We start from the raw sequence: 15,909 nt of genomic DNA on the forward strand, positions 1-15,909 counted from the left end.
GATAAACGTAAGGTGTCTGACTAAAGCGGAAGGTTACGCGAAGTGAATAACAGGTGTAACAAACAAAGAGGGAAAGTGTTCAGTTATTATTGTCAACAGGTAATAGTCTGCCGTAAGCGGCCAGCACCCTGTTTACATTCCGTGCATGCTCAGAGCGTACTACCTCTACGCTTTGGTTTTTTACTCTGGCACTCAGCCGGATGATCTCATCATCGAGAATAAACAGCGCTATCTCTATTTTCAGCATGCGATCTTTTTGTGTGATGCCTTTGATATGATCATGCCGTGGACGGATAGTAAAATCATCCAATACAAACTGTTCAAATAAATCAGGATCCAGTTCGTACAACGCGGGGCCGTCCCCGGGTAAGGTCATATTCACTTTGCGTTTCATCATCTCCATACCCTCAGTACGCATGAAATTCCGGATGCGCCTTCTGAGGTTGGTCAATACCCTCACCGGGCTGGAGCCCTTGAATTTAACACAGGCCTCTGTCTGGAATTTGATGATGACTTTGATATGGATCTCTGATTTTAGGAGATGGTCCTCCAACGTAACACCTTTTACCATTAAAATCTCGCCATGGGAGGAATTGTCCAGGAGGTAAGTTTTAAATAGCTCTGGGTTGGTTTGGTGTAGTGGTAATTCGGGGTTTTTCATAACATTACAGGTTGTGCTTTTAAGACATACATTGATCTAATACAAATACAGTGGAGGAAGGGGTTTTGTTCGGGGAGGGATGTTATAAGAGGCAGGGGCTTCAGGGGAGTCAATCTGATACAATCCTTGAAACGGTTTGTAAACAGACTAAGCCATTATAGGCTCTGGTATGGTAATAAAGCGGGAACTTAAAGATGGAAAAACTGATCTCATAAATCTTAAATAAAGGTGGGTTTATTTAACCCACCCTAAGCGTTAATTGCACGCACCTTCGTCTTCCCAAACACCATATGGATCTCCATTTGGCGTATTGTTATATGAGTACCATTTCGCTTTCCATTTGTGACCATTATAAACTACTTCATAACCAGTATAATAAGCAACTGATGAATTCCATGGCAGAACCCCGGCACAGAGGGGAGTGCCTGTTGATGCTGATACTCTTGATGGTTTAGGGTGTTTCCTAATATTTTTATTGTTAGTTGGGGTCGTGGCAAAAACAAAACCACCCATAAATAGAATTAACAATAAGCTCTTTGAAAAATGTTTCATGTAGGCTAAACTTTAAAGGTAAGTAATGAATATTGTGACCAATTTATGGGTTAGATCTGCTAATGGGCAACACTTTTGTTTTTTATTTAATAAATGAATAGAGACTTTGAGGAAGGGTATTATCACAACTTCCCTAAATAATGCTCTTTTGTACTATTATTCGCTTACTTCCTGAAGCTCATTTACTTCAGGAATAAGCAATGGCTCTACTCTATGCTGTTCATGCGATTTTTTACGCTGCACCTCCATGCCTTTGCAGGCATAGTGGCATCGGTTATGATCCCATGTCTTCCTTACTTCCAGCGTTACTTCGATATTATTTACCTGTTCATAATTGGAGGTTATCTGATTATTGCGCTGCATAAGAATTATGGACAGTCTATCCTGAAATGCTGCATCAAAGGAGTTGCTATATGCTGCCTATATAACTTCCCTGTGGGTAATATTGATAGTAGTGCATTTGTTGGTAAGCACTAGTTACGCAGGTTAAGGTTAACAAATCGAGCTATATGGGGTAAGGTTTCTCTGGTTACCTGTATTCAAAGCCCTGATAGTGGCATATTTTGGGGTAAGGTTTGGGGAAAAATGGGGAAGGATTTCGGGGTATTTTTACTTAATTCCCCTTTATCTCCCTTTACCGCTCTTTCCTCTGAAACCCACGTCCATAAATGAAAAACGCCCAAACTTAGTAAAGCTAAGTTTGGGCGAATTAAGCGTTTTGTAGTCCCGACAGGGATCGAACCTGTATCTAAAGTTTAGGAAACTTCTATTCTATCCATTGAACTACGGGACCAGCCGTCTATACCCTAAACGGGTATCGGGTTGCAAAAGTAAGGGTTTTAAATTAATATTTAAAGACTTTCTATATCAACTTTCCCGCCGGATGGAGTATAAATGCTGTCGATTTCCTTGCGGTACTTGTTCAGGACTACTTTGCGCTTCACCTTGAGGGTGGGCGTGAGCTCTCCGCCATCAACGGTCCAGTCCTGCGGCAGCAGCAGGAATTTTTTGACCTGTTCTATATGGTTAAAGAACTGGTTGTATTTGTCTACGGCCTGTTTATAGAGGTCTATTACTTCCTTGTTTTGCAGTAGAGCCTCCGTGTTGTCGGTGGGGATACCCCGTTTCTGTGCCCAGGTGCGGAGGTTATTGAAGGAGGGGATGATGAGCGCCGCGGTAAATTTGCGGTCTTCGCCTACTACCATGATCTGTTCGATGTAGGGTGACTCCTTGAATTTATTTTCAATGGGTTGTGGTGCCACGAATTTGCCGCCGGAGGTTTTGAACAGTTCTTTTTTCCGGTCGGTGATTTTCAGGAATTTATGATCTATCAGTACTCCGATATCACCAGTATGGAACCAGCCATCGATGATGGCGTCGGCAGTAAGATCGGGGCGTTTATAGTAACCGATGGTGACGCCGGGGCCTTTACAGAGGATTTCTCCGTCGTCAGCTATTTTTACTTCTACGCCGCTGATAACAGGTCCTACGGTGCCGAACATACGATCTTCCACGTTGTAGCGGTTGACGCTGATAACAGGAGATGTTTCGGTAAGCCCATATCCTTCCAGAATAGGGAGATTGGCGGCAGTGAATATTTTCAGCAGCCGTACCTGACAGGCGGCGGCGCCGTTTATAATAGCCTGAACATTACCGCCCAAGGCTGCCCGCCATTTACTGAATATCAGCTTGTTGGCCAGTTTCAGCTGTATGTTGTACCAGAAGCCCATGTTATGATTGATCTCATAACGTTTACCCAGGCCAACGGCCCAGAAGAAAAGAGCTTTTTTGATACCTTTAAGCTCCAGCCCGGTAGTCATGATTTTTTCGTATACCTTCTCCATCAACCGGGGCACTGTCGTAAAGAGGGTCGGTTTCACCTCTCTCAGATTGTCAGCGATGGTCTCCATAGTTTCGGCGTAATAGATGGGTACACCACTGGTCAGATAGAGATAGGTGACCATCCGTTCAAACACATGGTTGAGCGGCAGGAAACTGAGTGCTCTGGCGTTGTTACTCACAGGCAGGTAAGGCTTGCAGGCCATTACATTGCTCATGATATTTTGGTGGCTAAGCATCACGCCCTTAGGGGTGCCTGTGGTGCCGGAAGTATAGATGATGGTGACCAGTTCTTCCGGAGAGATATTTTGTTTGATTTCCTCAATGCGGGCGTAGTTGTCCGGATCGGCCATTTCCAGAATTTCTGTCCAGTGCCGGGCGCCTGCTACCTTGTTGAAGGTGAAGATCTCCCGGATAGAAGGGATTCTGTCGCGGGAAGCCAGTATTTTGTCCAGCAGCTCTTTATCGCTGACAAACAGGATGCGGGCTTCGGCATCGTTGAGTACAAATTCCAGTTCGTGCTGGCTGATGGTGGGGTAGATGGGGGTTAAGGCGGCGCCTATCTGCTGGCAGGCGAAGTCGGTCAACAACCATTCCGGCCGGTTAGGCGAAATAACAGCGATCTTGTCTTTCTCCTCATTTTGGGTGATACCTGCCCTGATACCCAGTTTCAATAAGCCGGAACTGAATTTCAGGGTAATATCGGCCACTTCTTTTGTACTATATTTTCTCCATTGGCCGTTTTCCTTGCTGGTCAACATATCCTCAAGCGGATAGTTTTCCAGTTGATAACGGATTACATCAAATAATCGCTGCGGTTGCTCCATCATGTTGTTGTTTTGTTTTGGCTCAGATATGCTGCTGGTAGTAACCACTCATATTCTTTTCAGCGTATCATCATAGTCTTTACGGAAGGCGTTAAAGTACTGATATGCCAGGGCGATGCCCCAGCCCAGTGCTGGCCATGCCGGCCAGGGTATCCCTTCAGACATGTCCCTGTCTGTAAGGAACCATACAGCCCATAATCCCATATTGATAACCAGGTAAATGATAAGATGAGATTTGAAGCCGGCCCTGGCTTTTGCAATACGCCAGAGACGTTCATCTCTTTGCTGAGTAGTTTCCATTTCTGTGGTTTTTATACGTGATAGTGGCTGTACTAAATTTAAAATATTTTATTGGCTTCACGTAAAAAAAGCGAAAAATGAAGGCTATCTGGCAGCCCTCACATGAAACCCGATATTCACCTGTGAATTGATCAGTTTGTCCTGTAAGGATTTGTCTGCCCGGTAGTTGATACCCCAGAGTGTACGGTCAATATTGAAGTTGGCAGTGGCTACCAGCTCATCGTTGTTAAGCTGTATGCGGGCGGGGAAAGAAATATTTTCAGTGATCCCTTTGAGGGTAAGGTTGCCGGAAATCAGGTGGGTGGCGTCTTTCAGTTCTACTTCTTCACCAACAACAGGATGGTAAGATTTGATAGCAGTGATTTCGAAAACAGCTGTGGAATATCTTTCCACATTAAAAAAAGCATCACTCTTCAGTTCCCTTTCCAGTTTGTTTTTCATGGCGGTATCTGCGCGCAGGTCTACATCCTGGAGGGAATGCATGTTGATCACCAGCTGGCCGCCGGTAATCAGGGTGTCTTTGATATACACAGCACCACCTACCAGCCGAAGGGTACCATGGTGTTTGCCGGTAGGTTTGGTACCTATCCATTCTACCACACTGGTGGCGGTATCTGCCAGATAAGCGTGTCCGGTAGCAGTCCCAACGGTCTGCGCGTTGGTAGCGCTGGCCTTGTCTGCCTTAGGAGCCTGCTCGCAGGCTGCTATCATACCTGATAGCAATAGAAAAAAAACAATACTTCTCATAATTATCTCCCAGCATTTATAATACCCAGCGTTCCGGCAGGCCGGAACGCTGGCATGATTTGTCTATTCCATCAGTTCCCTGTTGCCTACCCACACAAACCGTTTGATAATAAATTCCTGGTTGGTAAAGCTGGCATTGCCCGCAGGATTACCACCAGAGACGTGGAAATCGGAGAAGGCCGCATGCTGATTTACCCAGATATAACCGGTGAGATTAAATGAAACAGGTGTAAATACACTGTTCATTTCATCGGCTATCATTTCTTTGGTAGCATTGTCGGTGGTATAAGCCGCACAGGTGATGGCGCCGTGTTTCCGGGCCATCTGTTTGGCGAGCTGGATGGTATGCGCGGTGTCTTTGGTTTTGATGACCAGCACCACCGGACCAAAAAGCTCTTTTTCGTAAATATTGTTATCAGCACTGGTGACCTCCAGGATGGCGGGTGCCATTACCCTGGCGTTGCTGAACTCTTCATTGTTAACAGCAGTACTTGCCAGCACTACTTTTCCGCCCAGCTGCTGGGCTTCTTGTACACGTGCAGCTGTAGCTTCATTCTGTAGTGCACCCAATGTTCCAGGACCCATTTTAGGATTGGTAACAAGGGCCACCACCGCATCTTTGAACCGCTGTACCACTTCGTTGAAACTTACATGGCCGGCTGCAGTGGAAATCCCTGTTTCCGGAATAAAGAAGTTCTGCGGAGCAGTACACATCTGACCGGAATAAAGGCTCACAGAGAATGCCAGGTTTTGAATAACGGCGTCCAGGTCTTTCACGCTGTCCAGCAGTACAGAGTTGACACCGGCTTTTTCTGTGAAAACGGTTTTACCGGGTAAGGACTCTACATAATTACCGAAAGCGCTGCTGCCGGTGTAATCAATCAGCTGTACATCCGGATGTTCTGCCAGTTTTTTGGCAATAAGATTATCGGAACTGTCTGCTGCCAGCTGACACAGATGAGGATCGTAGCCGTTTTCCTGCAACACCTGTTGTATGGCACCTACTGCAATAGCAATAGGCAGAATAGCCCGTGGATGAGGTTTTATGATGACCGGATTACCGGTGATCAGATCGGCATACACTCCTGGCAATGTGTTCCATACCGGGAAGGTGGAACAGCCAATCACCACGCCGATTCCTTTGGGAATAGCCTTGAAGGTTTTTTTCAGGCGGATGGTGGTTTTGCCCATTGGTTTTTCCCATTCCAGTTCGGAAGGATACCGCTGTAGTTCATGATAGCCGGTGGCAATGGCTTCGAGTGCACGGTCATTGGCGTGCGGACCGGAAGCCTGAAAGCTCATCATGAAGCTCTGCCCGGTGGTATGCATGGTAGCATTGGCAATATCAAAAAAGTAGTCTTTGATTCGTTCGAGCGTTTCCGTTAGTACGGCTGCTCTTTCCCTGACATCAGTATGGCCCCATTGTTGACCGGCTGCGGTGGCTTTTTTTATCAGGTCGTCTATCGCAAAGATGGGATAGGTAACACCCAGCACTTCCTGGGTATAGGGAGATACTTCTTCACCCACCCATCCGGTTTCGCCGGTTTGCAGGAGCTGCCGGAAAGGTTTGTTGAGCAGCTGTTGGTAGCTCTGTACGCCTTTTGCATGGGCTTCTTCTCCGTATGCTTTGGGATGCTCCGGGTAATGCGAATAGAAAGTTCTTGCGTGATTCGCTTTAACAGCGGCATCAATCGTGTTTTGGTGTTTCGTAACGAGCATATTCAGATTTTGAGATTATGGTGGCCCCGGGGCGAGGCCCCGGGATATAATTGTTTTTGAGAAAACGACCTTAATCATGCTGCTGACACTTCACTCACTACTGCCGGCCATCAATATCCTGCGTTGATCAGCGTAAATTTACCATCGTTATAATACTCTTCAGGTCTGGGTTTCAAAGGGTGATTCCGCTGATATTTCAGAAAATCATCGTAATCCTGCTTATGCAGTGCTATCCATGCCTTATAGGCAGCCTGGTTGGCGGCAGGGCCAAACAACCAGTGGTTGTAGGATTCAAACATACCCTGTTGCAGCATCTTCTGCTGGAAATCAAAGAGCGAATATGGATAACGGCCACTCTGATTACTGTACCAGTCCAGCAGAAAACGGGTGCGCGCCATGATCAGTGCATCGGGGTCCACACCGCCGGTAATTACACTCAGCTGCTTACCCAGGCATTGTTTGTAGGCCTGTATAAAACTATCTTCACTTCTTCCTTTCCTGCCTTTCTTTCCCTCTTCTTCCGGTACCATACTGTCCAGCAGAGAAGGATCATTGAATAACCTTTTATAGGATTCCAGCACTATATTCCTGACCTCAGCAGTGCGGGTGGTAAAGCTCTCCATGTTCATGAAGATCTCGCCATATATGATACTCCACAACGGGGTGTTGCTGTAATAGTATGTTTTGGTGGCATTGTAATAATTGCCCGGAAATCCAGGGTCCTGTTCAATACCTTTGAGCCAGCTGCGTAAAGCGGCATCATACATTTTGAATCCCATCTGGAGACTGCCATTGTCATTATAAAGTTCTCCACTGTTGGGGAATTTACGCAGCGCTTTATCGTACATTTTCTGTACGGTCTTCCATTCTTCCCGGCCCTTATAAATGTTGCCTGCGATCTGGAATACCTGCACGTCCGCTTCTTTTTTGCTGAGCAGCGGTTCTATCACACTCTTTGCTTTGTTAAGATCTCCTTTCAGATAAAAGGTAAAGCCCAGTTGTTTCCGGAATTCAAAATTGTCCGGTTCCAATTGTAAAGCCTGGTTCAATACCAGTACGGCATTGGAGTAATCTCCATTACGCATGAAATTGGTGGCGGTATTGTACAATTCCCTTGCATCCTGCGCCATTGTCACCTGTGAAAATAATACCCCCGCAACAAAAACTGTTTTCAATAAAGAAGACCTCATATGCATTCCTGTCTGTCGTTTGTTGTAAAAGTAAGGAAAATGGGGTAATGTCCCATCAGGTCAACCTCCGGGCTTTTATTAAAGAGGATTGGAATTTATGAAGAATGGAGTATATGCCGAAGGAAAAATGTCCCCACACCAGGAACAAACAGGGTATTGTAAACAACAGGCGGATATCCTGATGCCGTAATATTTCCAGTCCTGCCAGTTTACAAATAAGTAAAAAACAATATTTATATGACTGGTCCACAGCAGGTGGATGCGGCCTGAGATCAGTAGGTTCCTGAAGGAAAATATCGTCAAAGATGGGGGAGGCGGAATGGTGGATACAGTAGCAGGTCAGAGGGAAAATCTCCCCTGACCAGTCATGGGCAGGGGAGAGAATATGATTATATTTTAAATCATGTGTGTGATCAGGCCGTCGCGCAGTTTAGGCTCAAACCAGGTGCTTTTTGGTGGCATCACATTACCACTGTCGGCAATATCAAACAGTTGCTGTATGGTAACGGGGTACAGGGCAAAAGCTACTTTCATTTCACCACTATCTACCCGTTTTACGAGTTCCTGCAGACCGCGGATACCGCCTACGAAGTCGATGCGTTTGTCGGTACGCTGATCTTTGATGCCCAGGTGTTTGTCCAGGATATTGTTGGAGAGGATGGTTACGTCCAGGATGCCGATAGGATCGGTAGTGTAAGTACCTTCTTTGGCAACGAGGCGGTACCAGGTTCCTTCCAGGTACATGCCGAATTCATGGAGCATAGACGGATGCTGGGGCTGGTGGCCGATTTCTTCTACTGTAAAGTCGTAGTCGAGTCGGGACAGCAGATCAGCTTTGCTCAGGCCGTTGAGGTCTTTTACCAAACGGTTATAATCCAGAATGGCCAGCTGGCTGGCAGGGAAGATGGTGGTCAGGAAGTAGTTGACCGGATTTTCCACAGAAGTGATTTTCCCTTTTTCCTGGAATTCTTTCTGTACCAGGCTGGCGGAGGCAGCACGGTGGTGTCCGTCGGCGATGTAGGTGCAGGGCACTTTTTCGGCGAACAGGGTAGTGATCTCCTGTACAGCAGCCGGAGTGTTGATCACCCAGATGGTATGCTGGATGCCATCGTCGGCGGTGAAGTCGTAGGTAGGTTTGTTTTGTTGCTGCCAATGGTCGATCAGTGCATTCATTTCGGGCACGTCGTTATAGGCGAGAAACACATTACCGGTTTGGGCCTGTGTGGTCTTGATATGGTTAATACGGTCCAGTTCCTTGTCGGGGCGGGTAAACTCATGTTTTTTAATGATGCCTTTGTTATAGTCATCAACAGAGGATGCGCATACCAGACCTGTCTGGGAGCGGCCGTTCATAACAAGTTTGTAGATGTAGTAGGCAGGTTGTTCTTCCTGGAACAATACGCCTTCTTTCACCAGCTTTTGCAGATTTTCCGCTGCTTTATCATATACCTGCTGGCTGTGGGAATCTGTTCCTTCCGGCAGGTCTATTTCAGATTTTGAAACATGATAGTAGGAATGCGGGTTACCGGCAGCTGCCGCTTTAGCTTCTTCCGAACTGAGCACGTCATAAGGCCTTGCAGCTACTTTTGCCGCCAGTTCTTCCTTGGGTCTTAATCCTTTAAAAGGTCTGATAATAGCCATGGTTGAAATGTGGGTGAGGGGGTAAAAATAATAATAAAAATCAACGCCCGCAAAGTCATAAAAAAGCAAAGAGCGCAAGGGGGCCTGTTTTTTCAAACACCTTTGCACTCTTTGTTATATATGACTTTGCAGGCACTGTTATGCTTTCTTCAGCGAGAAATATTTCATGGCTTCTACCATAACTTCCACGCTTTCATAGGGCAGTGCGTTGTACATGGATACGCGGAAACCACCAGACAGGCGGTGACCTTTGATACCCACGATATCTTCTTTTTTACAGAATTTCAGGAATTCTTCTTCCATCTCCGGTTTGTCCATGATGAAGCAGGCGTTCATCTTGCTGCGGTCTTCCTTGGCCACGGTGCCGCGGAACAGCGGGTTGTGGTCAATTTCGTCATACAGCAGGGCTGCCTTTTTATCATTGATCTTTTCGATGGCTGGTATACCACCTTGCTCTTTCAACCAGCGAAGGGTGAGCATGGAGATATATACCGCAAATACGGGAGGGGTATTCAGCATGGACCCGTTTTCTATATGGTTTCTGTAATCCAGTATAGCCGGGATTTTGCGGGTTACTTTACCCAGCATGCTTTTGCGGATGGCTACCATGGTAGCGCCGGCTGCGCCCATGTTCTTCTGAACACCGGCATAGATCAGCGAATACTTGTTGAAGTCCATGGTACGGCTCATGATATCACTACTCATGTCCGCAATCAGGGGTACGTCTGTTACCGGGGTCATATGCCACTGTGTACCATAGATGGTATTGTTGGTGGTAATGTGCAGGTAACTGGCCTGCTGAGGGATGTTGAATTGTTTTGGGATGTGGTTGTAGTTACTTTCTTTGGAGCTGGCTACAACATCTACGAAGCCAAACAATTTTGCTTCTTTAATGGCCTTGTTGGACCATACGCCGGTGTCTACATAAGCGGCTGTTTCACTGCTTTCCAGCAGATTCATAGGTACCTGCATAAACTGCGTGGTAGCACCGCCATGTAAATAAAGCACCTCGAAGTCGTCATCAAGCTGCATCAGTTCCCTAACCAGGCTACGCGCCTCCTCCATCACCGCAATAAACGGTGCTGTCCTGTGACCTATCTCCAGTATAGACATCCCCGAACCTTCAAAGTCGATAAGGGCTTTACTGGCTTTGTATAGTACCTCGTTGGGCAATACAGAAGGACCTGCGTTAAAATTATGCACCTTCATGTTACGATCTAGATTAAATTCATTTTTTGATCTTTCCACTTTGTTTTGGTTTTTCTAAGGAAACGGAAAAAAAACGGCACGGGTGTTTTAAAACCTGTAAGGCGCGTGGTGTAGGATAGGTTAAAAAGATGGTAGAACAAAGATAAAATTTCTTTTCCAGAATTTCAGTATCAGGCTAAATATTTTAGCTGATTATTCCTGTCTGCCCAACATCCGTCCCTCTGTCCATCGCCGTTGCAACTGTTCAATCTCCTGTAACTCGCTTTCAGTAAGGGCTGTATGTTGAAGCTCCTGAAGTGCCGGCTGGCCTGCATTTACCCAGGCCGTGTACCAGCAGGCTGCCACAGCAGCGATTGCCTGCTTCATTCTCCGGGATACCATATCACCCAGCAACTGCTGATAAGCTTTCGTATACCCTTCAGCGTAAGTCCTTGTTAACACACCGTTCCTGATCTCATATGCATAACGTTGAGATGCAGGCATCTGTTCACGCAACAGTCTTTCTTTTTTCAATACCGTGTCGGCCGCAAGTCCGCTACTGGTCACTATCTGCCATACATACACCCGCCAGTCTGCAATGTACCGCGCCTTGCCGGCCCAATAGTCAAACTCCTCATCAGCCAGTAGCTCCGGTATCCGCGATTCCCATAAACCATGAATGCCATGTTGCCCCGTCAGCTGCCCGTTGTGATTGGAACATACATGCAAAGGCACATGAGCGTCTGCAAGATAATGTCCGGCTTCTGCTGAAAGTTGCAGTATACGTTGCTGATCCCGCTCCCGGAAAGCCTTGGTCAGCATCGCCATCATCTTCTCCAGATGCCAGGGTAGTATGCCGTTCCGCTGTAATGAATCAGCGCCATAACGTGCCAGAGCATCCTGCCAGCTACGTGGGATCTGCCGGTACGGCGGCTTGTCAAAGACATCAATATCCAGATAATGCCGGGGTGCCTCCGCCGCCACCATATACCGGCGTTTGTCCGGATCAGTGGCGTGTACCCGGATGTACTCCAGATAAGGCTTGTATAAAACCATCATCTCTGGCGGCAAACAAAACACCGCCAGCCGGTTGATCCGCTCATGGGCAAAAAAGCCCCATCCATAGACCTTCCCATGGCAACCAGTAAAAACAATAAAACTTATTGTGAAAACAATCAGGGTACGGGTTAACATAACAAACAATTTAGGGTATCTCAAATATAAGCCATTTAAGCATTTGGTTATTTAGGCATTTGATTATTATTCGCTCCAGTCAAATGCCTAAATAACTAAATACCTAAATAACTAAATATTTGTTACTCCTCCGCTTACGGCAAACTTCATCGCTTCGCCGGCAGATATGTTTTCCAGCGGTTTCACCCGCTCCTTCGGAACAATAAATACTTTACCGGTAATAGCATATGCATGTGGTACATATACGGCCATGTATCCTTCCATACCCAGACTGCTCACGTCTGTCTGCGTGATGAATCCCATCTCCCACACATCAATCCCGTAAATCTGCACCAGCACAGGATGATCAAATTTTTTCTTCTCACCCACAAATGCATCAAATACATCTTTGATGGAAGTATAAATGTACTTGATAAAAGGTGTACGCTCCAGCAGATGATCAAACAAATCGAAGATCCTCCCTATAATAAAAGAGGAACTCAGATATCCCACTACTACGACCAGTATCAGTACCAGCGCAAAACCTACCCCCTTGTATTTCAGAAAGCTATAGGAGCCGTTAGCAGGAATGATCTCCTTCGGAATAATATTATCAATCGTAACAAACGCCCAGTATAATGTTAGTGCAGTGATCCCGATAGGGGCCAGTATCAGCAGGCCCTGAAAGAAATACCGCAACAAACGGGACGCAAACACTTTAAACTTGAGTTTCGGTGACATGGTAAAAGGAATGAAGGCACAAAATTATACAAATAAGCGGAAGATTGTTATCCTGTTTCGTGACCCCTTTTGCCGGAAAACAGATGTTGCCACATATAAAAAATAATTACTGGAAACTTTGGAAGTTTAAAAAGTTTCCATAGTTTTGTTCTGCATTCAAAGCCTGTTAAAGCACTAGCCTTATGGAAACGCAGGAACGTATTATGGACACGGCTTTCAGCCTGTTTCGTCAATATGGCACCCGGTCTATCACCATGGATGACATAGCCGAAAGGATGGGCATCTCCAAAAAGACTCTATATGCCCATTTTATGGATAAAGACGATCTGGTCTTTCAGGCCATCACCCGCTTTATCAACATCGTCGGCCAGGAATGTCTGACAGACCGCGAAAAATCAGCCGATGCTATCCAGGAATTATTCCTTGTCATGGAAATGCTGGACAGACGACTGCGAAACATGAACCCCGTGATCCTGCTCGACCTGCAAAAGTTCCACGCCCGGGCATATCAGGTTTTTCTCGACTATCAGAACAATTCACTGACCAGCATGATCCGCGAAAATCTGGAACGCGGCATCCAGGAAGGACTCTACAGACCGGACCTCGACATCAGAATATTAACACAATACCGCGTATACGGCTGCATGCTCAGCTTCCAGCCGGAAACGTTCCCTGGCAACTCAGATATGACAAGGGTGCAGAAAGTATTGCTGGAGAATTACCTGTACGGAGTAGCATCCGCCAAAGGTTTTAAGCTTATAGAAAAATACAAACAACTATCGCTAAACATATAATACTATGCAACTATTCAAAAGGCTCACCGGCATGGCTTCCATGGTGGGACTGTTGGCCCTGGCCCTCTCTGCCGGCGCCCAGACAGTTTCACAGGAGCCCATACGGCTGTCTGCCAAAGAAGCTGTAGACTACGCCCTGGCTAACCAGTCGGCCGTTAAAACGGCCAAACTGGACCAGCTGATCCAGCTGGCCAAAAACAAGGAAGTCAGCGGTCTGGCACTGCCTAATGTAGCTGGTACCGGGCAATACCAGTACAACCCGATCATTCAGAAACAGATGTTTAACATGAAGAACTTTGGCGCTCCCAAAGATTCCTTCACCGTAGTGTCTTTCCAGCTCCCCCAAAACCTCATGGGTGAAGTAAGACTCACACAAACCCTCTTCGATCCCAGTGTACTCGTTGCCCTCCAGGCCCGTAAAACACTGGAAGAACTTGTTGCCCAGAATGTTACCAAATCACAGATCGATGTGAAAGCCAGCGTGTATAAAGCCTATTACAATGTGCTGTCTGCCAACAAAGCGCTTTCTATCCTCTCCAACAATATCAACACACTGGAAAAACTGCTCAGCGATACCAGAGAAATATATAAAAACGGTCTCGTGGAAAAACTTGATGTAGACAGGATGGTAGTGCAATTCACCAACCTCCAGACAGAACAGACCAAACTCCGTAATCTCATCGAGCTCGGCACAGCAGCCCTCAAATATCAGATGGGCATGCCTCTGCAACAGCCTATAACGTTAACGGATACACTCTCAACCGAAAGGATCGCTGAAAACATCACTGATATAGATAAATTCGACTACTCACAACGGATCGAATACCAGTTGCTCCAGTCACAGAAAAAAGCCAATGAATACGATCTGAAAAGATATCGTATGAAAGCGTTGCCTTCTCTGCAACTATTCGCCGCCACCGGCGCCATGCGCGGCAGCGACAGATTCGACTACCTGCAAAACCAGATGTGGTACGGTTATATCAACACCGGTCTTAATCTCTCCGTTCCCATCTTCAGCGGTATGCAACGCAGAAGACAGGTTGATCAGGCACTCCTCGCCGTGAAAAAAAGTGAAGTGGCCATCGAAAATGCCAAACTGGGCATAGATCTCGAAAGAGAACAATCTGCCTCCACTTTTCGCAATAATGTGCTCACGCTCGAGGCGCAGGAAAAAAACATGAAACTCGCAGAAGATGTGCACAACACCACCCAGATCAAATACCGGGAAGGCGTGGGGTCCAGCCTGGAAATGACTACTGCCGAAAATGATCTGCTGACCGCACAGAACAATTATTTCTCCGCACTGTACAACGCCATCGTGGCCAGGATCGACCTGCTGAAAGCTTCTGGCAAATTATAGTGTAAACCCATTTTTAATCACCTTTCACTACTAATAATATGAACAAAAGATATGCTTTCATGGTCCCTGCGCTCGCTGTCATCATTGCTGCCTGCGGTGGCGGAGGCAATAAAGCCCAGCAACTGGAAAAAATGAAACAGGAAAGGGCTGCACTCGATTCCAAAATTGCTGCTCTGGAAAAGGAAGTCGGTAAGAAAGACACCGTAGAAAGAATGAAAGATGTGACCGTTGCCGAATTAAGAGATACTTTGTTTGAACACTATATAGATGTACAGGGCAGTGTAGATGCCCGCGAAAACGTAAACGTTTCCGCCCGCGTACCCGGTGTGATCACCGCTATCCATGTAAAAGAAGGACAACACGTGGCTCAGGGCCAGACACTGGCACAGGTTGATGATCAGGTTCTGAAAGCCAATATGGCCGAACTCCGCACCCAGATGGACCTCGCCAACACCCTCTTCGAAAAGCAGAAAAATCTCTGGTCTCAGAAAATAGGCTCTGAAGTACAATACCTCAACGCCAAAAATCAGAAAGAAGCACTCGATAGAAAAATGGCCACCCTCCAGGACCAGCTGGCACAAATGCGTATCATCGCACCTATCAGCGGTACGGTAGACGCAGTAATCGCCAAAGTGGGCGACAACGCTGCTCCCGGTGCTCCCGCCTTCCGCGTGGTAAATGCCAATAACCTGAAAGTGATGGCTAACGTAGCAGAAGCCTATGCCGGCCTCCTCAAAACAGGAGACCCTGTAGTCCTCTCTTTCCCTGATATCCAGCGCGAAATAAGAACCAACATCAGCTTCGCTTCCAGGACTATCGATCCGCTCAGCCGCACCATCAAAATTGAAGTGCCACTCAAACCAGACAATGCGCTGCGTCCTAACATGATCGCACATATCAAAATAGTGGACTATACCGCTTCAAAGGCTTTAGTGGTACCGGTAAACGTTATCCAGTATTCTTCCGGAAAACCCTATGTAATGGTGGCTGAATCCAAAAATGGCAAGCTGGCTTCCCAACGCAGAACCGTTGAAATGGGTCGCACCTACAACGATAAGGCTGAAATCAAAGACGGACTCAAAGCAGGAGACAGGATCATCACCACTGGATACCAGGGGCTGAATGACAATGACCTGATCAAATTGTAATGCTGACCACTAACAGCCAAAACCAAGTT

Annotated in this window: 15 protein-coding genes and 1 tRNA gene; 3 read left to right on the top strand and 13 right to left on the bottom strand. The window is 46.6% G+C overall.

Going from position 1 to position 15,909, the window contains the following annotated elements; genetic code table 11:
- Window positions 1-79: 79 nt before the first annotated feature.
- From DF182_RS15305 to DF182_RS15365, 13 genes are all read right to left on the bottom strand, one after another.
- The gene (locus DF182_RS15305; protein WP_113616448.1) at window positions 80-661 is read right to left on the bottom strand and encodes a hypothetical protein; all 582 of its coding nucleotides are present in this window, start codon (window positions 659-661) and stop codon (window positions 80-82) included.
- A 255-nt stretch (window positions 662-916) separates the two neighbouring features.
- Complete coding sequence (locus tag DF182_RS15310; protein WP_113616449.1) at window positions 917-1,213, bottom strand: hypothetical protein; 297 nt, start codon at window positions 1,211-1,213, stop codon at window positions 917-919.
- 156 nt (window positions 1,214-1,369) lie between these two features.
- A complete protein-coding gene (locus tag DF182_RS15315; protein WP_113616450.1) occupies window positions 1,370-1,576 on the bottom strand; it encodes a hypothetical protein in 207 nt (68 codons plus the stop codon).
- A 358-nt stretch (window positions 1,577-1,934) separates the two neighbouring features.
- Window positions 1,935-2,006: transfer RNA gene (locus DF182_RS15320), tRNA-Arg, on the bottom strand.
- Between the two features lie 58 nt (window positions 2,007-2,064).
- Window positions 2,065-3,882, bottom strand: coding sequence for an AMP-dependent synthetase/ligase (locus tag DF182_RS15325; protein ID WP_245957450.1), 1,818 nt, complete (start codon window positions 3,880-3,882; stop codon window positions 2,065-2,067).
- Window positions 3,883-3,927: 45 nt separating this feature from the next.
- Window positions 3,928-4,179 (bottom strand): 2TM domain-containing protein, encoded by a 252-nt coding sequence (locus DF182_RS15330; RefSeq protein WP_113616451.1) that lies wholly within the window; start codon window positions 4,177-4,179, stop codon window positions 3,928-3,930.
- An 84-nt stretch (window positions 4,180-4,263) separates the two neighbouring features.
- Window positions 4,264-4,926 (bottom strand): YceI family protein, encoded by a 663-nt coding sequence (locus DF182_RS15335; RefSeq protein ID WP_113616452.1) that lies wholly within the window; start codon window positions 4,924-4,926, stop codon window positions 4,264-4,266.
- A 63-nt stretch (window positions 4,927-4,989) separates the two neighbouring features.
- Window positions 4,990-6,645 (bottom strand): phenylacetic acid degradation protein PaaN, encoded by a 1,656-nt coding sequence (gene paaN / locus DF182_RS15340; protein WP_113616453.1) that lies wholly within the window; start codon window positions 6,643-6,645, stop codon window positions 4,990-4,992.
- A 110-nt stretch (window positions 6,646-6,755) separates the two neighbouring features.
- The gene (locus DF182_RS15345) at window positions 6,756-7,775 is read right to left on the bottom strand and encodes a tetratricopeptide repeat protein (protein ID WP_161964151.1); all 1,020 of its coding nucleotides are present in this window, start codon (window positions 7,773-7,775) and stop codon (window positions 6,756-6,758) included.
- 456 nt (window positions 7,776-8,231) lie between these two features.
- The gene (locus DF182_RS15350) at window positions 8,232-9,476 is read right to left on the bottom strand and encodes a DUF1015 domain-containing protein (RefSeq protein ID WP_113616912.1); all 1,245 of its coding nucleotides are present in this window, start codon (window positions 9,474-9,476) and stop codon (window positions 8,232-8,234) included.
- Window positions 9,477-9,614: 138 nt separating this feature from the next.
- Entirely contained in the window at window positions 9,615-10,685 is a 1,071-nt protein-coding gene (serC, locus tag DF182_RS15355; RefSeq protein ID WP_113616455.1) for a 3-phosphoserine/phosphohydroxythreonine transaminase, read from the bottom strand.
- A gap of 192 nt (window positions 10,686-10,877) precedes the next feature.
- Window positions 10,878-11,858, bottom strand: coding sequence for a zinc dependent phospholipase C family protein (locus DF182_RS15360; protein ID WP_245957451.1), 981 nt, complete (start codon window positions 11,856-11,858; stop codon window positions 10,878-10,880).
- A 111-nt stretch (window positions 11,859-11,969) separates the two neighbouring features.
- Window positions 11,970-12,578, bottom strand: a complete 609-nt coding sequence (locus tag DF182_RS15365; RefSeq protein WP_113616456.1) for a DUF502 domain-containing protein — start codon at window positions 12,576-12,578, stop codon at window positions 11,970-11,972.
- A gap of 182 nt (window positions 12,579-12,760) precedes the next feature.
- On the opposite strand from DF182_RS15365, the gene DF182_RS15370 reads away from it, so the two are divergent.
- From DF182_RS15370 to DF182_RS15380, 3 genes are read left to right on the top strand one after another with little or no spacing between them, the layout of a single operon-like run.
- Window positions 12,761-13,372 (top strand): TetR/AcrR family transcriptional regulator, encoded by a 612-nt coding sequence (locus tag DF182_RS15370; RefSeq protein WP_113616457.1) that lies wholly within the window; start codon window positions 12,761-12,763, stop codon window positions 13,370-13,372.
- Window positions 13,373-13,376: 4 nt separating this feature from the next.
- A complete protein-coding gene (locus DF182_RS15375) occupies window positions 13,377-14,732 on the top strand; it encodes a TolC family protein (protein ID WP_113616458.1) in 1,356 nt (451 codons plus the stop codon).
- A 38-nt stretch (window positions 14,733-14,770) separates the two neighbouring features.
- The gene (locus DF182_RS15380; protein WP_113616459.1) at window positions 14,771-15,880 is read left to right on the top strand and encodes an efflux RND transporter periplasmic adaptor subunit; all 1,110 of its coding nucleotides are present in this window, start codon (window positions 14,771-14,773) and stop codon (window positions 15,878-15,880) included.
- Window positions 15,881-15,909 lie beyond the last annotated feature (29 nt).

Source organism: Chitinophaga flava (genome assembly GCF_003308995.1).
In the GTDB taxonomy this organism is placed as follows: Bacteria; Bacteroidota; Bacteroidia; order Chitinophagales; family Chitinophagaceae; genus Chitinophaga; species Chitinophaga flava.

Coding starts and splice junctions, on each gene's coding strand:
- DF182_RS15305 (WP_113616448.1), bottom strand. CDS start 661: ATGAAAAACCCCGAATTACCACTACACCAAACCAACCCAGAGCTATTT.
- DF182_RS15310 (WP_113616449.1), bottom strand. CDS start 1,213: ATGAAACATTTTTCAAAGAGCTTATTGTTAATTCTATTTATGGGTGGT.
- DF182_RS15315 (WP_113616450.1), bottom strand. CDS start 1,576: ATGCAGCGCAATAATCAGATAACCTCCAATTATGAACAGGTAAATAAT.
- DF182_RS15325 (WP_245957450.1), bottom strand. CDS start 3,882: ATGATGGAGCAACCGCAGCGATTATTTGATGTAATCCGTTATCAACTG.
- DF182_RS15330 (WP_113616451.1), bottom strand. CDS start 4,179: ATGGAAACTACTCAGCAAAGAGATGAACGTCTCTGGCGTATTGCAAAA.
- DF182_RS15335 (WP_113616452.1), bottom strand. CDS start 4,926: ATGAGAAGTATTGTTTTTTTTCTATTGCTATCAGGTATGATAGCAGCC.
- paaN (WP_113616453.1), bottom strand. CDS start 6,645: ATGCTCGTTACGAAACACCAAAACACGATTGATGCCGCTGTTAAAGCG.
- DF182_RS15345 (WP_161964151.1), bottom strand. CDS start 7,775: ATGGCGCAGGATGCAAGGGAATTGTACAATACCGCCACCAATTTCATG.
- DF182_RS15350 (WP_113616912.1), bottom strand. CDS start 9,476: ATGGCTATTATCAGACCTTTTAAAGGATTAAGACCCAAGGAAGAACTG.
- serC (WP_113616455.1), bottom strand. CDS start 10,685: ATGAAGGTGCATAATTTTAACGCAGGTCCTTCTGTATTGCCCAACGAG.
- DF182_RS15360 (WP_245957451.1), bottom strand. CDS start 11,858: ATGTTAACCCGTACCCTGATTGTTTTCACAATAAGTTTTATTGTTTTT.
- DF182_RS15365 (WP_113616456.1), bottom strand. CDS start 12,578: ATGTCACCGAAACTCAAGTTTAAAGTGTTTGCGTCCCGTTTGTTGCGG.
- DF182_RS15370 (WP_113616457.1), top strand. CDS start 12,761: ATGGAAACGCAGGAACGTATTATGGACACGGCTTTCAGCCTGTTTCGT.
- DF182_RS15375 (WP_113616458.1), top strand. CDS start 13,377: ATGCAACTATTCAAAAGGCTCACCGGCATGGCTTCCATGGTGGGACTG.
- DF182_RS15380 (WP_113616459.1), top strand. CDS start 14,771: ATGAACAAAAGATATGCTTTCATGGTCCCTGCGCTCGCTGTCATCATT.